At 42.2% G+C, this 20483-nt stretch carries 17 protein-coding genes and 2 pseudogenes; 13 read left to right on the top strand and 6 right to left on the bottom strand.

Features of this window, described 5'->3' with window-relative positions:
• Nucleotides 1–260 precede the first annotated feature (260 nt).
• From DWY57_RS10860 to DWY57_RS10840, 5 genes and pseudogenes are all read left to right on the top strand, one after another.
• A complete protein-coding gene (locus DWY57_RS10860; protein ID WP_118696380.1) occupies nucleotides 261–1406 on the top strand; it encodes a glycosyltransferase family 1 protein in 1146 nt (381 codons plus the stop codon).
• A 3-nt stretch (nucleotides 1407–1409) separates the two neighbouring features.
• Nucleotides 1410–2449: pseudogene (locus tag DWY57_RS10855) on the top strand (histidinol-phosphate transaminase).
• Nucleotides 2446–3177 carry a phosphocholine cytidylyltransferase family protein gene (locus tag DWY57_RS10850; RefSeq protein WP_118696378.1) on the top strand — a complete coding sequence of 244 codons (732 nt, stop codon included), beginning with the start codon at nucleotides 2446–2448 and terminating at the stop codon, nucleotides 3175–3177. Before DWY57_RS10855 ends, DWY57_RS10850 begins: the two are co-directional and overlap by 4 nt.
• A 17-nt stretch (nucleotides 3178–3194) precedes the next feature.
• Nucleotides 3195–4007 (top strand): LicD family protein, encoded by an 813-nt coding sequence (locus DWY57_RS10845; protein ID WP_118696377.1) that lies wholly within the window; start codon nucleotides 3195–3197, stop codon nucleotides 4005–4007.
• A 24-nt stretch (nucleotides 4008–4031) separates the two neighbouring features.
• Entirely contained in the window at nucleotides 4032–4838 is an 807-nt protein-coding gene (locus tag DWY57_RS10840; protein WP_118696376.1) for an FkbM family methyltransferase, read from the top strand.
• Between the two features lie 14 nt (nucleotides 4839–4852).
• On the opposite strand, the gene DWY57_RS10835 is transcribed toward DWY57_RS10840, so the two are convergent.
• Nucleotides 4853–5827 carry a glycosyl transferase family 90 gene (locus tag DWY57_RS10835; protein WP_119961741.1) on the bottom strand — a complete coding sequence of 325 codons (975 nt, stop codon included), beginning with the start codon at nucleotides 5825–5827 and terminating at the stop codon, nucleotides 4853–4855.
• A 212-nt stretch (nucleotides 5828–6039) separates the two neighbouring features.
• On the opposite strand from DWY57_RS10835, the gene DWY57_RS10830 reads away from it, so the two are divergent.
• Nucleotides 6040–7038 (top strand): glycosyltransferase family 9 protein, encoded by a 999-nt coding sequence (locus DWY57_RS10830; protein WP_118696375.1) that lies wholly within the window; start codon nucleotides 6040–6042, stop codon nucleotides 7036–7038.
• Here DWY57_RS10830 and hldE read toward each other — a convergent pair.
• The 5 genes from hldE to DWY57_RS10805 form a co-directional block, all read right to left on the bottom strand.
• A complete protein-coding gene (gene hldE / locus DWY57_RS10825; protein ID WP_119961740.1) occupies nucleotides 7019–8449 on the bottom strand; it encodes a bifunctional D-glycero-beta-D-manno-heptose-7-phosphate kinase/D-glycero-beta-D-manno-heptose 1-phosphate adenylyltransferase HldE in 1431 nt (476 codons plus the stop codon). The two genes, DWY57_RS10830 and hldE, sit on opposite strands and share 20 nt — an antisense overlap.
• The gene (locus DWY57_RS10820) at nucleotides 8446–8934 is read right to left on the bottom strand and encodes an HAD family hydrolase (protein WP_016272073.1); all 489 of its coding nucleotides are present in this window, start codon (nucleotides 8932–8934) and stop codon (nucleotides 8446–8448) included. The genes hldE and DWY57_RS10820 overlap by 4 nt, the downstream gene beginning before the upstream one ends.
• Nucleotides 8927–9508, bottom strand: coding sequence for a D-sedoheptulose 7-phosphate isomerase (gene gmhA / locus DWY57_RS10815; protein ID WP_008662056.1), 582 nt, complete (start codon nucleotides 9506–9508; stop codon nucleotides 8927–8929). The genes DWY57_RS10820 and gmhA overlap by 8 nt, the downstream gene beginning before the upstream one ends.
• Nucleotides 9509–9544: 36 nt before the next feature.
• Complete coding sequence (locus DWY57_RS10810) at nucleotides 9545–10294, bottom strand: lipopolysaccharide kinase InaA family protein (protein WP_117599814.1); 750 nt, start codon at nucleotides 10292–10294, stop codon at nucleotides 9545–9547.
• Nucleotides 10295–10377: 83 nt separating this feature from the next.
• Nucleotides 10378–12192: an LTA synthase family protein gene (locus DWY57_RS10805; RefSeq protein ID WP_117964287.1), complete on the bottom strand. Its 1815-nt coding sequence runs from the start codon at nucleotides 12190–12192 to the stop codon at nucleotides 10378–10380.
• Nucleotides 12193–12453: 261 nt separating this feature from the next.
• Between DWY57_RS10805 and DWY57_RS10800 the strand changes: the two genes are divergently transcribed.
• The 7 genes and pseudogenes from DWY57_RS10800 to DWY57_RS10770 all read left to right on the top strand — a co-directional run bounded on the left by DWY57_RS10800 (nucleotide 12454) and on the right by DWY57_RS10770 (nucleotide 20439).
• Nucleotides 12454–13518, top strand: a complete 1065-nt coding sequence (locus tag DWY57_RS10800) for a CDP-glycerol glycerophosphotransferase family protein (RefSeq protein ID WP_117599812.1) — start codon at nucleotides 12454–12456, stop codon at nucleotides 13516–13518.
• A gap of 12 nt (nucleotides 13519–13530) precedes the next feature.
• Nucleotides 13531–14541 carry a glycosyltransferase gene (locus DWY57_RS10795; protein ID WP_117599811.1) on the top strand — a complete coding sequence of 337 codons (1011 nt, stop codon included), beginning with the start codon at nucleotides 13531–13533 and terminating at the stop codon, nucleotides 14539–14541.
• Between the two features lie 19 nt (nucleotides 14542–14560).
• On the top strand, nucleotides 14561–15637 hold the full coding sequence (locus tag DWY57_RS10790) for a glycoside hydrolase family 99-like domain-containing protein (RefSeq protein WP_005825939.1): 1077 nt from the start codon (nucleotides 14561–14563) through the stop codon (nucleotides 15635–15637).
• Nucleotides 15634–16578: a glycosyltransferase family 2 protein gene (locus tag DWY57_RS10785; protein WP_117599810.1), complete on the top strand. Its 945-nt coding sequence runs from the start codon at nucleotides 15634–15636 to the stop codon at nucleotides 16576–16578. Before DWY57_RS10790 ends, DWY57_RS10785 begins: the two co-directional genes overlap by 4 nt.
• Nucleotides 16578–17861 (top strand): glycosyltransferase family 4 protein, encoded by a 1284-nt coding sequence (locus DWY57_RS10780; RefSeq protein ID WP_119961739.1) that lies wholly within the window; start codon nucleotides 16578–16580, stop codon nucleotides 17859–17861. The genes DWY57_RS10785 and DWY57_RS10780 overlap by 1 nt, the downstream gene beginning before the upstream one ends.
• A 12-nt stretch (nucleotides 17862–17873) precedes the next feature.
• Nucleotides 17874–18138: pseudogene (locus DWY57_RS10775) on the top strand (glycosyltransferase); the annotation flags it as partial.
• Between the two features lie 42 nt (nucleotides 18139–18180).
• A complete protein-coding gene (locus DWY57_RS10770; RefSeq protein WP_117599808.1) occupies nucleotides 18181–20439 on the top strand; it encodes a glycosyltransferase in 2259 nt (752 codons plus the stop codon).
• The last annotated feature ends 44 nt before the right edge of the window (nucleotides 20440–20483 follow it).

The following is a 20483-nucleotide window of genomic DNA, read 5'->3' as shown; positions in this document are numbered from 1 at the left end:
TCATAACAGTGGGCCGATGATGAATAAAGTAGTTTTCGGGAAGGAGATAAGGTGTTTGAAGGATAAAACAATGAGCTAGTACGGATTGGGCAATGGGGATGTGCCCGATTCCGTACTTAGTTTTTGTAACAGACAGCAAGTGATTGCTCATCTTTATTTTATGTTTTATAGGTGAATTTGTGTTTTTGTCAAAAAAGGAAAGCGAAATAGACTGCTATATGAGGATTATCTTGTACATTTGCAGCTGAAACTTTTTAGAGATGAGAATAGGATACGACGGAAAACGGGCTGTGCAGAATTTTACGGGATTGGGCAATTACAGCCGGTATGTGGTGCAGTCATTGTCAGCCTTTGCTCCGGAAAACGAGTATTGGTTGTATGCTCCGGTACACCGTGAAAATCAGCAACTCTCGTCGATGGTGGCTGAAAGCCGGGGAACGGTATCGGTACATTATCCATCTTATTGGCTCTGGAGAGGAATGACTTCGTTGTGGCGCGTGGGAGGTATACGCAGGACTTTGAAACGGGACAACATACGGCTGTTCCACGGATTGAGTAACGAACTTCCCCTGACCATCCATCGGGTACGGGAAGTAAAGAGTGTGGTGACTGTTCACGACCTTATTTTCCTGAGACTTTCACATTGTTTTTCGTTGGTCGACCGCTTGATTTATAACTACAAATGCCGCTATGCATGCAAGCATGCAGACCACATCATTGCTGTGAGTGAGTGTACCAAGCGTGACATCATACATTATTATGGAATTCCTGCGGATAAAATTTCCGTTATTTACCAAGGGTGTAGCTCTCTGTATGCCTGCCGTGTCGGTAAGGATAAGCGCAAGGAGGTGATGCGGAGTTATCGGTTGCCCGAACGCTATATCTTGTCGGTGGGCACCATTGAGGAGCGTAAAAATGCGCTGGCCATTGTGAAGGCTTTGGAGTATCTGCCCGATGAACTGCACTTTGTTCTGGTAGGGAGACCCACAGCCTATATCCATCAGCTGAAAGAGTTTATGACAAAAGCCGGATTGCAAGACAGAGTACATTTTCTGCATGGTATCCCTTCAGACGATTTACCTGCCATTTATCAGTCGGCCGAGACTTTTGTATACCCATCCGTTTACGAAGGTTTTGGCATCCCTATTCTTGAGGCTTTGCATTCCGGCATTCCGGTGGTTGCAGCAACCGGCTCTTGTCTTGAAGAAGCGGGGGGGGAGCATTCATTGTATGTGAGTCCCCACGATGTGGGGGGATTGGCAGCGGCGATTGCCCGTACACAAGAGCCTTCTTTGCGTGCCACCATGATTGCGGAGGGATTGAAGTGGGCACAGCGTTTCACGCAGGAGCAGATGGCGCGTGAAACGATGGAGTGTTATCAGAAAGTATTAACAAAAGAAATCTAAGATATGAATTATTTGGACCGCAATGAGTTTAACTACGCACCTTCGCAAGAGGTGGTGGAGGCTCTAAAGAATTTTGATATAAACAAACTCTGTTTCTATACCCGTATCTACGACGAAGGCAAGAAGAGTATTCTGTCTGTTTATCTGTCTGAATCTTACGGAATTGATGAACCGCAGGTGCTGTTGGGTTATGGTGGAGAAGATATATTGAAACAAGCAGTCCACTATTTCCTGACCCAAGAGGATGGGAACAAGACGATGCTCATTCCTAAATTCTCGTGGTGGTACTATAAATCCATAGCCGACGAGGTGAACGGGCGTACGCTGCAATATCCGTTGTATGAGGATGGCAATACCTTTAAATATGATTTCGCTGCCATGAAAGAGATGGTACAGCGTGAGAATCCCAAGGTCTTATTAATCGCTTCGCCCAATAATCCCCCACCGGTAACGGGCTGACCCCTGCAGAACTGGACGCTTTGTTGGCTGAGTTGCCCGTAACAACCATCGTTTTGGTGGACGAAGCCTATGCCTCTTTCGTATCTACTGATACGGACTATATTAAGATGCTGGTTGATAAATATCCCAACCTGATTATTTCACGCACGCTTTCCAAGTTCTACGGATTGCCCGGATTGCGCATGGGGTTTGGGTTTATGAGTAAGGAGTTGGCCAGCTTTGGCAAATACAGCAACAAATATCTGGGTTATAACCGTATCTCTGAGGATATTGCTATTGCCGCACTGAAATCGGATGCGCATTACCGGAATATAGCACGGCTGATGAATGAGAGTCGCGCCTGCTTTGAAGCGGAGATAGGGACGTTGCCTGGTTTCAAGGTATATGAGTCGGTGGCGAACTTTGTCCTTATAAAATATCCGATTGTCTTGAAAGAACGTTTACAGAAAGCTTTTGCCGACGAGGATTATAAGGTGAAGTTCATGAATGAACCAGACATCAATACCCATTTGCGTATTACCTTGGGGCGTCCTGAACAGAACCGTATTGTCATTGACACCATTAAAAAAATTGCATTACAATGAAAGCGGTTATATTGGCTGCAGGGATAGCTTCGCGTTTGCGTCCGTTGACTGATACCACTCCAAAATGTCTGTTGAAAGTTGGAGAGCGTTGTTTGCTGCAAAGAGCCTTTGATGCATTGCTGCAGAATGGCTTTCGGGAGTTTGTCATTGTCACCGGTTATAGACAGCAGCAGATTGTGGATTTTCTGGAAGCTCATTATCCGGCATTGGAGGTTACGTTTATCTATAATGAGAAATATGCTTCTACCAATAATATCTACTCTTTATGGCTTACACGGCCTTATGTAGATAAAGAGGATATTCTGTTGCTGGACAGCGATATCCTTTTTGACCCGCAGATTGTAGCCAAGTTGCTTGGATATGGTCAAGCGGATGCGTTGGCTCTGAACCATCATACATTGGGGGAAGAGGAAATCAAGGTAATAGCGGACAATGATGGCAAGGTGTTGGAAATCAGTAAGACGTGCTCCATATCCCGAGCGATTGGCGAGTCTATTGGCATCGAGAAGATGTCTGCCGCTTATACAGAAGCGCTTTTCCGGGAATTGGAGGTTATGATTACCAAAGAAGGTTTGGATAATATCTTCTATGAACGTGCTTTTGAGCGTCTCATACCGCAAGGACACTCTTTCTATGCGCTTGACACTACCGAATATTTTTCTGTGGAGCTTGATACGGTGAATGACTTTGAACAAGCACAGCGGTTGATTCCTTCACAACTTTATTAATTAATGGGCTGATTTTTATGGCAGATTATGATATACGTCCTTTGCAGCTTCGTATTTTGAAGATATTGCTTGCTGTGGATAAAGTTTGTAAAGAACATGGTTTGCGCTATTATATAATGGCCGGTACTATGCTTGGTGCAGTCCGTCATAAGGGATTTATCCCTTGGGACGATGATTTGGATATCGGTATGCCGAGGGCTGATTATGATTTGTTGATGTCTCATTCCAAGGAGTGGCTTCCCCAGCCTTATGAGGCTGTCTGCGCAGAAAATGATCCGAATTATCCATTACCTTTTGCCAAGATACAAGATGCGGATACGACTCTTATCGAGCGTATGCATTTGAAATACTTGGGAGGTATCTACTTGGACGTATTTCCATTGGACGGTGTACCGCAAAGCAACCTGAAACAGAGGATTCATTTTGCCCGGTATGAATTTTACAAGCGGGTGCTCTATTTTATCTACCGCGACCCTTATAAGCATGGGAAAGGTCCCGGTTCATGGTTGCCGCTGCTGTGCCGGAGATTTTTTACTACTGCCGGCGTACAGAGGAGTATCAGAAATGTGATGACCACCTATGACTTTGACAAGTCTTCTCTAGTCTGTGATTATGATGACGGTATGCGCGGCATCATGCCCAAGGCAGAGCTGGGAACTCCGACTCCCGTTTCGTTTGAGGACGAAACTGTGTGGGGAGTACAAGATTATGATACCTATCTGACCAGAAAATATGGAGACTACATGGTTATACCGAAACAAAGCGGGCAGAGACAGCATAATTTCCACTATCTGGATTTAGATAAGCCTTACAGAGAATATGAGGTCTGATTAAATAATAAAATTTATATTGTAATGAAAAGACTGCTATATGGGGCAATCCCTTATTATCTGACAAAAATATTTAGTTCCCATTCTCCTTCACTAAAATACTATAAGTATATTAAAGACCATAAATATTCACGCCATTTATATGAGTTCAGGGAGGAATATGATGATATGGAAGTCCATATACAGATGGATGAAAGCAGGGGATTGCACTATGTCTTGAAAGATGGCAAACGACTATATTTCAGACGGAATACTCCTCTTGATAAAATAGCAAGGAATTATAGGGAACTTGTCATGGAACAAGATAAACGTTCCCCTCATCATTATCTGGAAAGTATAAAAGAGGTTACCGGCAAAACATTCGTTGATATAGGATGTGCTGAAGGTTATTCTTCGTTGGAAGTTGTGGAAGAGGTTGGACATGTCTATCTGTTTGAACAAGATGAGTTGTGGATAGAAGCTCTTAAGGCCACTTTTAGTCCTTGGCAGGAGAAGGTTACTATTGTCCGAAAGTATGTGAGTGATCATAATTCTGCTACAGAACAGACATTGGATGATTTCTTTAAAGACAAAGATAAGGAGCATTTGTTCTTGAAGATGGATGTAGAGGGGGCTGAACGTTATGCATTGGCAGGTTGCAAGGGACTGTTTAAAGAGTGTAAACAGCTGGATTTTGCAATCTGTACTTACCATGAAGAAGATGATGAAGCGGTAATAACCACCTTCTTAAAGCAGTTCGGTTGCACTTATCGTAATCAAAAGGGATACTTTAGGCATAAAGTACGTAGTGTTGTTCTGCGTGGCTGTAAAGGATGTGATGTTATAGTATAGTATGTGTTGATGTATCAATGATTGAACTGCCCGGTCATCTTGAAGTATTTTTCCAATACAAGAAGGGATATCAATTGTTCCCGTTTTTTATTCTTGAATTGCTCTATATACTCATGTGCATGTTCGATTATTGCTTGAGCTTCATCAGTATGAGCCATGTAATATTGCAGTCTTTCTTCCAAATCAGAGAAGTCCGGTTTGATTTCAATGTAGTGATAGTTAGGAATTAATGTGCCTTCCATGAACCAAGTTTCACAAGTAGGACGGGGCATTACGGCGATAGAGTTGGAAGACATTACCCATTTTAGATTGCTGGCAACATCATAGCCTTCTATGGCTAGGACAAATTTATATTCAAGCTGCTCCTTAATGGTCAATTTTCCAATGCACCACGTAGGATTGATAGTATCCCGGCTGATATCTCCCAAATCGCACATGGGATGGCCAAAATACATTTTCATGAATTTGATTCGCTGCTCTTTGTCTGTTACTTTTCCGCGAAAGACAGCCATATCTTTTTTTTCTGTAAATTTTTTCTTGTCACGGACAAAAATAAAATGCCTTATCTTGTTGAGTTTCATAATAACCCCGTTGCCGTTGTTTTCAGTTATAAGACGGCTTTTTGAAATGGATGGGATTGGTGGGACGAAATCCACATCACCGGCACATAGGTTCAACCGTAGTTGTTGGGAAAACCAGCGGGTATAGCAGCGGGTATCATAGATGTAGACTTTGTGCCCTTTTAATTTATGTTCTGCAAGTGCAGGTACCGATTCGGGCAATATTGCACCCGGTAAAAGTTTGTTATAGTAGTTTACCCGGTATAAAATGTAGTCTTTATCTTTTCTGTCGGATAAAGATGCCAACTTATGATGAAGCTGCATCTGAAAGAATACATTGGGTATCAGCATACCGAGCATATTCTTTATATAATAGACAAGTTTGATGTTCTTCCCGCTTTTTAGGGCATACAATAGTTTGTAATCCATTGATTTCGTTTTTTATTCAGTAGGTACATTGTATGAAATATGATGCAAACTTATATAAATAAATGAGAACTTCCAATTGAATTTATCCTTTAATTATCATATTCTTTTTATAATAAAGAGTTGCTCTGTTTTCAGATTTTGAGTAGTCTGGTTTGTTTTTTCGTTGTTAACGCTTACTTTTGTGGTGAATCAGCAATTCTAATAAATTTGTTATGACCAAATTCTTAATTATCCGTTTCAGCTCGATAGGGGATATTATCCAGTGTATGGGAATTATCGGTGGAATACGTGAACGGTTTGCAGATGTGGAAATTCATTGGATTACCCGGAAAGATATGGTGGGGACCTTGTCGATGGATGGCAGGATTGATAAAATTTGGGCGTTTGACAAGGAGACCGGACTTGCCGGATTGTTGAAAATGGCGGCTGATTTGAGAAAAGAGCATTTCGACTACATTTATGACGCTCATAGTAATATCCGTTCCAACATATTGAAGCTGATAGTGTCTCCATTGCCTTTTGTGAAACCTTACGTTGCTCTGCGGAGCAAAGAGAGAGGCAAACGCTTTTTGTTGTTTAAACTGGGAATCAATCATTTCGACAAGCCTTTCAGGGGGATGGTGTCTTTTCAGAAACCATTGAAGAAATGGGGAATTACGCATTTTCCAGACAACTATCACGACTGGTGTTTCCCGGATGAAATACGTAGCAAGTATGAGAACTTTGTAACCAAAGATATGGTTACGCTGGTGCCGTCTGCCAACTGGGAAATGAAACGCTGGCCCGTTTCCTATTGGAAAGAATTGGTTGCCCTTCTTCCTGAGTATAGATTTGTTATTCTGGCTGGTCCGAAGGATACTTTCTGTGAGGAAATCAGAAGTGCTGCACCGGAACGGGTAGTTAACCTTGCGGGACAAACCTCATTGATGGAATCTTCTTACATAGTGTTGCGTTCCAATCTGGTAATCAGCGCTGATACGGGTTTTATGCATGCCGCTGATTTGTTCCGTGTTCCTGCTTTTGCCTTGATGGGACCTACAGCCTTCGGTTTCCCTACGGGACCTACGGTGGAAATACTCGAAACAGCCCTGCCTTGCCGTCCGTGCACCAAAGACGGACGGGGTAAATGCAAGCTGGCTGTTTATCAGAAGTGTATGGTGGATATTACCCCCCAACAAGTCGCTGAAAAGATTATTGCTTCTCTTGGTTGATGGCGCCTATCGTCTTTGTAGTGGAATAACCGTCTACGAAAGGGATAGTTACTGTTTCTTGGGCGTACTCCCTGCCTACAATGTTTTCTATGGCATAGTCGCCACCTTTTACCAACACGTCCGGTGCAACTGTCTTGATGAGATTCAGAGGGGTGTCTTCCGTAAAAATCACTACGTAGTCCACTGCTTCCAAGGCTGCCAGGACTGTGGAGCGGGCGTTTTCATCATTGATGGGGCGCGATTCCCCTTTCAGACGTTTTACTGAGCTGTCCGAATTCAATCCTACGATAAGTACGTCCCCCAGTCTTTTGGCCTTTTCCAGATAGCACACGTGTCCTTTGTGCAGAATGTCGAAGCAGCCGTTTGTGAATACGATTTTGCGCTCCTGCGCACGCAGTTGTTTTATAGTATCTGCAAGTTGGGGAATAGGAATAAGTTTGCTGGCCGGTTTCCCGATTTGTAGCTCGTCCTGCAACTCTTTGAACAGAATGGGGCTGGTGCCTATTTTCCCGACTACAATGCCGGCCGCTTTATTGGCAAGATAAATGGCATCTGCAATAGGGATACCGGCTGCCAGCGCAGCTGCTAAAGTTGCCACGACAGTATCGCCTGCACCTGAAACGTCATATACTTCCCTTGCTTCGGTAGGAATGTCTTGTGAGACTTCCGGAGCTATATATGACATCCCTTTTTCGGAACGTGTCACTAATAGAGAAGTAAGGTTATACTCCTTCAGTATCCGGTCTGCCGCGCTATGGATTTCTTTATCCTCATTTCTCACATCCATTCCCGAAACGGCTGAAAGTTCTTTTAGATTGGGGGTGATGATGGTTGCGGAACGGTATTTCTCCCAATTTGTCCCTTTGGGGTCTATAATGACCTTCTTCCCTTGCCCGGCAGAGGCGGATATAACCTGCTGGCATACTGTATCATTGCATACTCCCTTGCCATAATCCGAAATCACGACAATGTCCACTTCGGGGAGTGCACGCTTCACGGCATCCAGCAATTTCTGCTCAGTCTCTTCGTTCAGGCATTCATTTTCTGTTTCAAAGTCCAGCCGTACTACTTGCTGGCTGTTGCCTATTACGCGGGTTTTGGTGATGGTCGGGTGGTCCGTATAAAACAGTTCGTTTCTGATACCCAAATCAGCGAACATCTCCTGCATTGTGTTTCCGTTGTGGTCGTTGCCAAGCAGGCTGACGACATACGGCGAGCAACCCAGTCCCAACAGATTTCTTGCAACATTGGCCGCTCCTCCCAATACATTGTAGGTGCGGGTGACACGGACCACTGGTACGGGGGCTTCGGGAGAAATCCTTTTCACGTCCCCTATATGGTAAGTATCCAGCATCACGTCTCCGATAACGAGTACCTTCTTTCCCTTTATACTGTTTAATTCTGTATTCATAATAGGTTGTTTTTTAATTGGTTGGCCCAATATAGAAGTGAGTGCTCAGAGGTGACCCGGAAGGACTTGACACCACTTCTTTCGCCGCATTCCGTATCCGATTTCTTATCTCCGAACATATAGGATTGGGATGGGTCGATTTCATATTTCTTCATCGCTTCCGTCACCATGAAAGGAGAAGGCTTACGGCATTCGCAATGTTCTTCCGGAGCGTGAGGGCAAGTATAGAAATCGTTCAGTATAACTCCATGTTTTTCCAGCTCTTGGGCGAGTGCCCGGTTGAACTGTTCGGCGTCCTCCAGCGTAAAGTAGCCACGTCCAATGCCGGATTGGTTCGTGATGACAATCAGCAGATAACCCAATTCCTGAAAAATACGGAGTGCTTCGGCTACACCGGGCAATAATTCAAGCTCTTGGGTCTTATAAACGTAGCCGAAATCAACATTGATGGTACCGTCCCGATCAAGGAAAATCGCTTTATTCATGGGAGAACAGTTTATTGTCAACGATGCCGCACAAGATATGTCCGATAGTTATGTGCACTTCTTGAATCCTGGCAGATTCGGCGTGCTGTATAATCAACGGGTAATTGCAAAGTTCCTTGCACCTTCCTCCATCCCTTCCCAGGAGTCCTATGGTGGTGATGCCCATAGATTGTGCCTTCTGCAAGGCATGCTCCACGTTGGGAGAGTTGCCGCTGGTAGAAAGGCCTATCAGAATATCACCTTTCGTTCCCAAGGCTGCTGTCTGCCGTTCGAAGACGCGGTCGAAGCCATAATCATTGCTGACTGCGGTCAGGATGGAAGTGTCGGTTGTCATGGCGATGGCGGGCAGGCCTTCCCGTTCGGTCACGAAACGTCCGACGAGTTCGGCAGCGATATGCTGGGCATCGGCTGCACTGCCGCCGTTACCGCAAAGCAAGACTTTGTGCCCTTGTCGAAGGGCTTGTACTATCAGATTGCCGACAGTTTCAATGTCGGCAAGCATTTGCCGGTTGTTCAGGATATTTTCTTTGAGCCTGATACCTTCTTGGATGGACTGGGTGATATAATCTTGCATAATTTTCTAATCTCGTTGGTACAAAGATACGACATTTCAGAAATGAAGCTTGCTTTTGACGAAATTTTTAAATTGTCTTTGCTTTCTCCATTTCAGTCTGCTGAAGAGAGTGAAGAATATGCATTCTTCAATATCGAATCCTCTTTGCTCGGCATATAGAGGTATTATTTTCATGAAGTCATCGGCGGGAATACCCAGTTGGCTGAAGGCATTCATGGACATTCTGATACCGGGCACTTTACCGAGCTTCAGGCGGTTGATGTCAATGAGGGCGAAGTGATATTTGCCGTTTGTCTTCCGGTAAAATATATTCTTGGGATTATAGTCTAGTGGCAAGACCTTGTTCAGATGTAATTGGAGAGTGAAGTCTACGAGGTCATGTCTTAGCCGTTTTTTCTCTTCTTCCTCCATTTCCATACCGAACATATCCGTTACAAGCGGGTAGGGGAGGTATTCGGAAATAAAGTATCCGGTGTGGAAGAAACCATTCTTTTTGATTTCTATATAAGCTACCGGAGGGGCGGTCTCTATTCCCCGTTGCAGAAAAAGTTCTGCATATTCAAAGGCGCGCTGCGCTTTGCTTTTGCGAAACCAAGTGTAAATGAGACAGTTTATGAGGGCAGGTCTTTTGTATTTTTTGATTACGAAGTCCTTGTCTCCGAACCGCACTCTTTCGACTGTGTTTCTTCGGTTACAATAAACCTCTTCCCGTTCATATTCTTCCGATGGGATGGCTCGGATATAACTCTCGTAGGCGGCATAATGCGGATGAATATGTACCTTCATTGTTTTTATTTACATTTTACTTCTTTTGAACGGTGCAAAGATAGTGCAAACCGAAAGCAGAACAAAATGAACTTGTTCATTTTTTATTTTGAGGTGCCGCTTATCTTCGCTTTTGAGCAAAGATAATCAAAATGTATCATCTGGTCGGAAATATCGTATGCTTTTTGGGCGAACTCGGCTTCTGCCGGGGTGGGCTCTTCACCTACCACCTCCATTTGGGGGCTGATGGCGAATCCTTTCTTGCATGGGTCGAGGATGCTTTGGCCCAATCCGCTCCAGTAGTAATCATCCAGTTGGAGCAGGTTCAGCAGGGTGGGGTACATATCGATTTGTCCCATCACTTTATCATAACGCATGCCTACCGGAGAGTTTACTATGATGAAAGGGGTGAATGTCTTGTCGGATACGATACCCTTGCCACCGGGGGCGTTGCACAATTCTTCACGGTAGGTAGCCAGTCCTTCGTGGTCACCGGTGATGACGATAAGGGTCTCGTCGTATTGTGGGAGTGTTTTCAGGTACTCTACGAATTTTCCTATCGCCTTGTCCGTATAGCGTGCAGTGGTCATGTAGTCATTCATTTTCTGTGGAATGGCCGGAGAGAAATGAATCTCTTTCAATTCTTCTGGCAATTTGAAGGGAGCATGGCCGGAGTAGGTCACCAGCTGCATGTAAACATTCTCCCCCTTCTTCCAGATTTCCCCCTTCTCTATTTTTTGGCGGCATTGCGCCAGGAAGGAGCCGTCTCCGGTACGTTTGTGCGTGCCAAAGGCTTCTGTCAGTTCAAAGTCATGATAAGCAATGATGGTGTCGGTCCCGAAACTGTAGGCTATGACGCCTTGGTTCCAGGTCGATACTTTATCAATGGTCAGGAGGTAGTTGCGCGAGTTCTTCTGCTGATGCATGGCTTTCTGCAGGGTTCCGTAGGTGTGGTCAGGATATTGGCTGCTGTATGTGCCGCTGTTGATAGGCAGCATACCGGCGCAAAGCAACAGCTGTGCATCAATGGAGCGCCCTCCTTTCACTTGCGTTAGTACGTGGGGAGCGTATAAGGTGGTGGAGTCTTGCAGCAGTTTGTTGAGATATGGAGTAATCTCTTGCCCTTCCACTTCCCTTTCGAGTACCCAGCTTTCCAGAGATTCTGCCAGGATGACGATGCAGTTGTTGCGGATTCCGATACGTCCGGCCAAAGGGTGATGTCCGGGTTTCTGGCTCAGCCACTCCTTTATCTCTTGCTGTATCTGTGGGGTGGCCTCCTGCTTCTGGTTGATGAGGTCATAGCATAGGCTTCCGAAGACGGTATACATGGAAGTGGTGCTTGCACACAGATAGGCTTTCTGGCGGACGGTGTTGTATGCTTCCTTGAATCCTCCTTTGGCCAGGGTGGTGATGGCAAACAGCAGGATACCGATTCCCAAAGCCCCTCCGTAATACTTGTATGATGTTCTTCCGGCGGTATTTCTTTTGTAATGCCAATAAAGGGGGATACTGGCAATGGTAGATAGAGGGAAGAAGATGTCGTACCAGCGGAAAGAGTCATAAACGCTTCCGGTGAAATCGGCTAGGTTTCCAGAAAGTCCATAGCTGTTAAGTGGAATGGCAGTATAGTAGGTGCGGAAATACATCAGGTTGACAATCAGTAGTATATCCAGCAAAAGCATGATGACTATCTCTGTTTTCCAGAACCGGAAGAACTTATAGGGGACGAGAAGTACGAGGGTGGCTATTATTTTGGTCGCATAAAATTCGATGGTAGAGAATGAAGCGAATGTGGTGGGTATGCTCCAGATGAAATCGAATAGCAGGAATTTGAAAAAAATGGTGATTCCGAATAAAAGAGTCACTTTATCTGTTGCTCCTTGTTGGCTGTTGGAGCAATGAAAAAGATTTCTTCTCATAAAATAGTACTTTTAAAATAGTGGGGTGCAAAGATAGATATTTTAGAGAAGAAAAAGCTTCATAAACAGCAACTTTTGGAGAAAAGTTGATAAAAGTCATTTTTTTTTCTGGATTGATGCAGTATATGCAGAATTCTTGTATTTACTTTGCAGACGTTTAAAGCAAAGAAAGCAAAACTGTTACAAACTAAGGGCTGAATTTTATTGTTCTATTGGTAAAATGAGGTGACGATTGTGTCGTTGCCGTGATATTTTGAGTGTATGAAGAAGCATTATTTATTTTTCGTTTCGGTAGCCTATTCCTATCCTATACTTCGCCCGCTTCAGGACGAAATCAGGCGTAGAGGGGATGATGTTGCATGGTTTATCGAGTCAGACTGCCCGGTTCTGTTGGCCCAGGATGAGAGGTGGCTTCAATCCGTCCAGGAAGTGATGGATTATCAGCCTATTGCTGTTTTTGCACCGGGCAATTATATTTATGATTTCTTCCCGGGAGTGAAAGTCTCCCTTTTCCATGGCTACCCCATCAATAAGCGTGGCGATGAAAAGGATGACCATTTTTCTGTTCGCGGATGGTTCGATGTCTATTGCACACAAGGAGAAACGAGCACTCTTCCCTTCAAGGAGCTTGAGAGGAAATACGGCTTCTTTAAGGTATATGAAACTGGCTGGTGCAAGGCGGATACTTTCGTGAAGGAACGTGCACATACTCCTCATAATGCACGTCCGGTAGTCTTGTACTCTTCTACGTTTACCAAAAATATAACTTCTGCTCCTCATCTGTTTGATACCATCAAGAGACTGGTGCGCGAGAAGAACTGGGATTGGATTATTTCGTTCCATCCGAAATTTTCGGATATGGAAGTCCTCAAGAAATACAAGGAACTGGCCGCTTCCTGCCCCAATATTACTTTCCACGAGAGTGGACTTGTTGATGCCAAGCTGCTGAACAGTGCGGATGTATTGTTGTCCGATGCTTCGTCTGTGATTGTTGAGGCGATGATGTTGGACAAACCGGTTGTGACCTATTGTAACACCATGCCAGGGGATCATTTGCTGAATGTCACTGAGACGGATGCTGTAGAAGGAGCGATAGAAAAGGCCATTTCCCGTCCGGCAGAACTGATGGAGCGGATGCGTGCCTACGTGCACAAGCATGAGGCGCATCTGGACGGTGAGTCCTCTTCACGGGTACTGGATGCCGTAAACAACTACATCTGGTATTTTCAAGGTAAGACCAGAACCAAGCCTTGGAATCTGGTACGTAAGTTTAAATTGCGATGGCGGGTGGGCTATCCGTTGATGGCCACTTTGCGGTTGTGGTAATTGTCATAGCTTATGGAGAACACTGAGACACTACCTCTGATAAGTATTATTGTACCGGTCTATAATGTAAAGAATTACTTGGAGAAATGCCTGCAATCCATTTGCGGGCAGACTTATAAGAATCTGGAAATAATATTGATTGACGACGGCTCTTCCGATGGTTCGGGAGAGCTTTGTGATTTATTTGCCCAAAGGGATGGACGGATAAAGGTTATCCATCAGGCAAATGCAGGTCAGAGTGCAGCTAGGAATAGAGGTTTGGCGGTAGCTCAAGGTGAATTTCTTGGTTTCGTGGATAGCGACGACTGGATTGAACCGGATATGTACGAATTCTTGTATCACTTACTGAAAGAGAATGGGGCGGATATATCCATTTGCTCGCATTATATAGAAACTGCCGTAAAGACCAGAGTGAAGCACTCTTCTGGGCAATTCTCCAGCTTTTCTCGTGAAGAAGCTATCCGAACATTGGTAGAAGATAAGCGTATAAGAAATTATATGTGGGATAAGTTGTATAAGCGTCAATTATTTGCTGGAATATATTTTCCGGTAAATAGAGTTTTTGAAGATATTGCAGTTTCTTATCAGATATTTTATAAAACGCAGAAAGTCGTTATGCAAGACTGTCCTAAATATCATTATTTGAAACGTGAAGGAAGTACTACTCAAGGTAAATTGTACAATTACGAAAAGGAATATCTGCTCTTTCAAACTGTCTATGAACAAGTGAAATTTGTGCGAGAAAAAGAAATATGGGATAAAGCTCCTTATTGTGTACATGAACGGGGAATTCATTTGATTGACCATTTGATGATGCTTCCTCAATCTTCTTTGATAGATGATGTTATCAATGATGTATTAGCCAGAATGCAGGAGTTTGATAATGTGTCGTGGCCGCAATTGGGTGTTATGCATATATTTAAGCGCCGTATGATGTATTGTCATCTAAAGGTTTATAGATGTATTTACCGTTTAGTGAGGACATTCTTCAAATCTAAACGGTATAAATTCCAAACATTATAACTTTAATTGAATCTCAATAATGAATAAAGCAAGGGTTATAGCTTTTTATCTACCTCAATTTCATCCAATACCAGAAAACGACAGATGGTGGATGAAAGGTTTTACGGAATGGACTAATGTAGGAAAGGCACGTCCATTGTTTCCTGGACATTATCAACCTAAGGTGCCGGCAGATTTGGGATATTATGATTTGCGAGTGCCGGAAACACGTAAAGCGCAAGCTGATATGGCAAAAGAATATGGTATCGAAGGCTTTTGTTACTGGCATTATTGGTTTGGAAATGGAAAGAGACTCTTAGAGCGTCCGTTTAATGAAGTATTGTCTTCTGATGAACCGGATTTTCCTTTTTGTCTGGCTTGGGCTAATGAGTCATGGAGGGGCTTTTATCACGGCATAAAGAGCAAAGATACTTTGATAAATCAGCTTTATCCGGGAGAACAAGATTATATAGCTCATTTCCACGAGGTATTACCTGCTTTTAAAGACCATCGCTATATTACAGTGGATGAGAAACCGTTGTTTATGGTTTATCATCCTTTGGATCATCCGGAGATGAAAGAGTTCATTGAACTCTGGCGTACTTTAGCTGTGCAGAATGGCTTGAAGGGGGTTTATTTCATAGGACAAACCTATCATTTGAAAGAAGAAAAAGAGAGACTTATGAAAATGGGGTTTGATGCTATTAATGTTGTACGCTTGTTTGACTTTGAGAAGAAAGCTGCTCTGACTTATAAATATGCGAAATGGAAACATAAAATATTTCGTATTCCTAAGGTTGTGGAGTATAAGAAGGCCAGTTCTTTCTTTGTGGGTGATGAAGAATATGAAGAGAATATTATACCTACCATTATTCCTAACTGGGATCATTCTCCACGTTCCCGTGGTAAATCGTTGGTCTTGAATCACGCTGAACCTTCTTATTTTGCCCGACATATGAAAGAAGCAATAAAGCGTATTGAGAATAAGCCTTTAGACCATCGGCTTGCATTTGTAAAATCATGGAATGAGTGGGCTGAAGGGAACTATCTGGAACCGGATTTACATTATGGAAAACGTTATCTGGAAGTGATAAAAAAGAATGTTGTAGAGGGATGATTTCTATGGAAGAAAAGATAGCAATTGTTATTCCGGCATATAAGTGCCGCTTCCTCCGGCAGACTTTGGATTCTATTGTCGTACAGACTTGTCGGAGTTTTACTGTTTACATAGGTGATGATGCAAGTCCTCAGAATCTGAAGGAAATTGTTTCTGATTATGCGGATAAAATGAATATTGTCTATCGACGTTTTGATACTAATCTGGGTGGAGTGGATTTGCCGGGGCATTGGGACCGTTGTATAGCACTTGCAAAAGAACCGGTTATTTGGTTCTTTTCAGATGATGATTTGATGCCGCAGGACGGGGTAGAGCGTATTATAAAAGCATTAGAATGCTATGGTACGAGGCATGGGATGTTCCGTTTTCCCCTTGCTGTGATAGATGAAAATGGCAAGATAATACATAAAAATCCTTCATTGCAGGAATATCCGGTTTCGGGCTATCAGTTTTTGTTGGATAAATTGGAAGGAAGAATTTATTCGGCTGCTTGTGAATATGTTTTTACTCGTGATATATATGAACGGATAGGCGGTTTTGTGAAGTTTCCATTGGCGTGGTGTTCAGACGATGCAACGTGGACAAGCATAGGTGAAAATGCAGGTGGAATGATTCCTTTGCCGGGTAAGCCGGTTTGTTGGCGAAATGTGATGGGCGAGAATATAAGTTGTTCCTTCAATTATGATGAAGAGAAGATAGTAGCTACAAGGCAATTTATAAAATGGGTTTCAGTTTTTTACTCGGACAGACTTCAAGATAGAAAACTACAGCATGCGATAAAGAAATATGCCCATACGATATTGCATTACAGTTTGCAAGATCGTTATAAATTACATGATCTTATGGGTATTTGTCGTAGTTTATGGTATATTTGCCCTTCTGTATCATTAAGTGTGGCATTCCGCATGTGTAAGTTGAAACTTAGAAATCGAAAGAGATAATGAAGAAAATTCTTTTTATACTTCCTTGTGTGCCTTATCCGTTGACTGCTGGAGGTAATCAGGCCTTTTTCAATATGGTGGAATATATCCGGCACAAAATGTCTGTGTCTTTGTTGCTTTCGCCGGGAAATAAGGAGATGAATGATGTCGAAAGTTTAAGGGCTTTATGGACAAATGTTGATTTCTATCTTTTTAGGGAAGAAGATGCAGAACCTAAGACTCGTTGCCCCCGATATTACCGTTGGTTAAAAAAGATGTCTGAATCCATTTCCCGCAAGATGCAACGGCAACTGTATTCTTTTCAGCAAGAGCATCCGTATAAGAATATGACGTTGAAGAATTCTTGTTTTAAACCTTTTCCCAAGGCATACGTAGAGTATGTGTCTGACATCTCACGTCGTGGATTTGATATTATTCAGGTTGAGTTCTATCCATTGATAACCTTGGGGTATCTATTGCCAAAAGATGTACAAACAGTGTTTGTGCATCATGAACTGAGGTATATACGTAATGAAAATGAAATGGAATGCCTTACTCATGTAACAGATGAAGACAAGATGCTCTATGGTATTGCTAAGGATATGGAGAAAGCCGCTTTACGTCAATATAAGCATGTAATTGCATTGACGGATATTGACCGTTTATTGTTGGCAGACTTGGTTGGACAAGAATGCAATATTTATGTTTCTCCGGCAGTGGTACAGATAGAGTCTGTTTATGACAGAATTGTGAAGCCGGCCTCTGTTCGTCTGACATTTGTTGGAAGTGAAAATCATTACCCGAACCAGGATGCAGTAGATTGGTTTTGTCATGAAGTAGCCCCTTGTTTGCGTGCTCAGGGGTTTAAATTTGTTTTTCAAGTGATTGGGACATGGAAGAGCCGTTACGTGAAAAGTCTTCAGGCAGTATGTCCGGAAATGGAGTTAGTGGGTTATGTGGAGGATTTGCGGGAATACTTGAATGGAAGCATCGTTCTGGTGCCAATTCGTATTAGTAGTGGTATGAGGATGAAAATATTGGATGCGGTTTCCTCTATGGCTTCTTTTGTAACTACGACAAAAGGAGTTGAGGGAATTGACCTACGTCACAATGAAGAGTGTTTGATTGCTGATAGCGCAACTGATTTTGCAGCAGCAGTCATTCGTTTGGAGGCGGATAAAAAATTGCAAGTCAGGCTGGCGACGCAAGCATTGAAGCGTTTGCGTGAACTTTATAATCCTCAGGAAATGTTGGAGAGAAGACTGGCTGTTTATGATGAGATATTGCAAAATAATACAAACTAATAGCATCAGATTATGCTTTCAATCATAATTTGTTCGGTATCTCCCGAACGTTTGGAGCAAGTAACCCGGAATATTCATGATACTATTGGTGTTGATTATGAAATCATTGCTATTGATAATCGTGAAAAACAATGGCCGATAGCACGTGCGTATAATGAGGAGCTTCTCGGGCACATTATCCCTTTCTGTTTTTGTTCATGAGGATGTAAAGTTTCATTCGGTAGGCTGGGGAAAGTGCATTGAGAAGAAACTTAAGGAACCGGATTGTGGTATAATTTAAGTATTGTGACATAAATAGACTATATAAAATTTGACTGTTATGAATGGAAATAAGATTACCTTTTGGAGACGTAAATTTTTGTCATTTATATATGAGAAGAAGATTCGTGGAAATGGTATATACACTATTGAAAAATATAGAATACTGAAAGTAACTTTGCTTAAAAAGGTGATTTCTTATGATGAAGTTAATTTTACATATTTAAAATTCCTTCATTTTACTAGGAAAGTTTCAGAAAAAGAACTATTGTTTAAAGTGAATAATCGTTGTTTTGATGTTCTTGATATTCCTTTGGCTCAGGATAGTTTACCTTTAGTTAGTATTATTGTTCCAAATTATAATCATGCTCTATATTTAAGAGAACGTTTGGATTCAATTTATAGCCAAACGTATAAAAAGTTTGAGGTAATTCTATTGGATGATGCATCTTCTGATAATAGTGTTGAAATATTGACTGAATATGCTCAGAAATATCCACAAAAAACCCGTTTAATAGTCAATGAGAAGAATTCGGGAAAAGTTTTTGCTCAATGGAATAAGGGATTGAGTTTGGCCAAAGGAGAGTATATATGGATAGCTGAAAGTGATGATTATTGTGATAAAGGTTTTTTAAAAGAAGTACTTTTAGGGTTGCGCCACCAATCGGTAATGCTTTCCTTTGCAAGGAGTGTATTCATGAAAGATGGTAAAAAAATATGGTCAATAGAGAGATATCTAAAGGATTCGTCAATATCTTGGAATGCTCCTTTTGTTATGTCGGCTCACATGCTTGTGAATAAGGCTTTTGGGATTAAAAATGTAGTCCCAAATGTCAGTAGTGCGGTTTTTAGAAATGTGGGTACTATACCTGATGAGATTACTGCTATCTGGAAAGATATGTCCTTATGTGGTGATTGGTTATTTTATCTATGGTTGATTCGAGGAGGAGCTGTCAGCTATACTAATAAAGTGACCAATTATTATAGAATACATGAGAATAGTACTTCATTGAAAGTTCAAGATACATTGGATTATTATATTGAAACTTTTCGTGTTTCTTGTTTTGTAGCCCAGAACTATGCAGTAGATTTATCGATTTTTGATACTGTTAAGAATAACTTAGTACGACATTGTATAGATAGAAAACATGAAAACAAGGTAGAGGAGGTTGAGAGAATATACGATCTTAATCAGATAAAAGAGTGTGCAAAATGTCGGCGTCCGAATGTTGCTATTTGCGGCTATTCTTTAATTCAAGGTGGGGGAGAGGTATTTCCCATTTATTTGGCAAATGAATTGAAAAAGCAGGGGATAGCAGTAACTTTTGTTGATTTTAGAAGAGCAAATTATGACGAAGGAATCAGGAAAAAACTGGATAGAGATATACCATTAATCGAACTTAGTGACGTTAAATTCTTTAATGGTGTAATTTCTGCTCTTGGAACGGAGATCGTTCATACTCATGAAGGGACTGTGGATTACTTTGTAGCTCGCGTTATAAGGAATAAGGAAGGTGCTTGTAAGCATATTATTACACTTCATGGTATGTATGAAGCTATTTCTAAAAAGAACTTGGATGGAATATTGGAGTTTGTGATCCCAAGCTGTTCTTGTTTTGTATATATTGCTGATAAAAACTTGCTTCCGTTTAAGGGCCTATTTCAAAACTTGCAATTTCGGAAAATAGGAAATGGGCTTCCGCAAATACCTATTGTTCCCCACAAAAGACTTGAGTTGGGTATTGAAGAAAATGCTTTTTGTTTGACATTGGTTAGTAGAGCTATTTTTGAGAAAGGCTGGATAGAAGCGATAGAGGCTGTAAAAATAGCAAGGAGGAAGTCAGAGCGACCGATTCATTTGATATTGATTGGGGAAGGAGAATGTTATGACTTTTTAAAAGGTAAAAACCTTCCTTCTTATATTCATTTGCTGGGACGCAAAAGTGATGTCAGGAATTATTTTGCTATGTCTGATGTGGGATTGTTACCTTCTCGGTTCAAGGGTGAGAGTTTCCCTTTAGTTGTGATAGAAAGTTTGATGAGTGGTTCTCCAGTCGTGGCGAGTGATATAGGAGAAGTTCGTAATATGTTGGCTGATGAAGCTGGTAATATGGCTGGTATGTTATTTAAACTTAGGGAGGGTGAAATACCAGTTGATGAATTGGCGCAGATTATTTTGCTTTTGGCTACAGATAATGAAAAGTACATGCAGTTGAAGAGGCGGACTAGTGAGGTTACTAAAAAAATGAATATTACTCATACTGCAGAACGGTATATTGGTGTGTATAATGAAGCCTTGAATACTTTGCCAAAGGAATGAAGTTGTAGTAGTAAGCCTATGATAGAAGCATTTTGACTGCTTTA

The organism is Bacteroides sp. AF25-5LB (assembly GCF_003602965.1).
GTDB classification, from domain to species: domain Bacteria; phylum Bacteroidota; class Bacteroidia; order Bacteroidales; family Bacteroidaceae; genus Bacteroides; species Bacteroides uniformis.
Note: the sequence above shows the minus strand (reverse complement) of the source record. Positions and strands in the feature narration are given on the sequence as shown.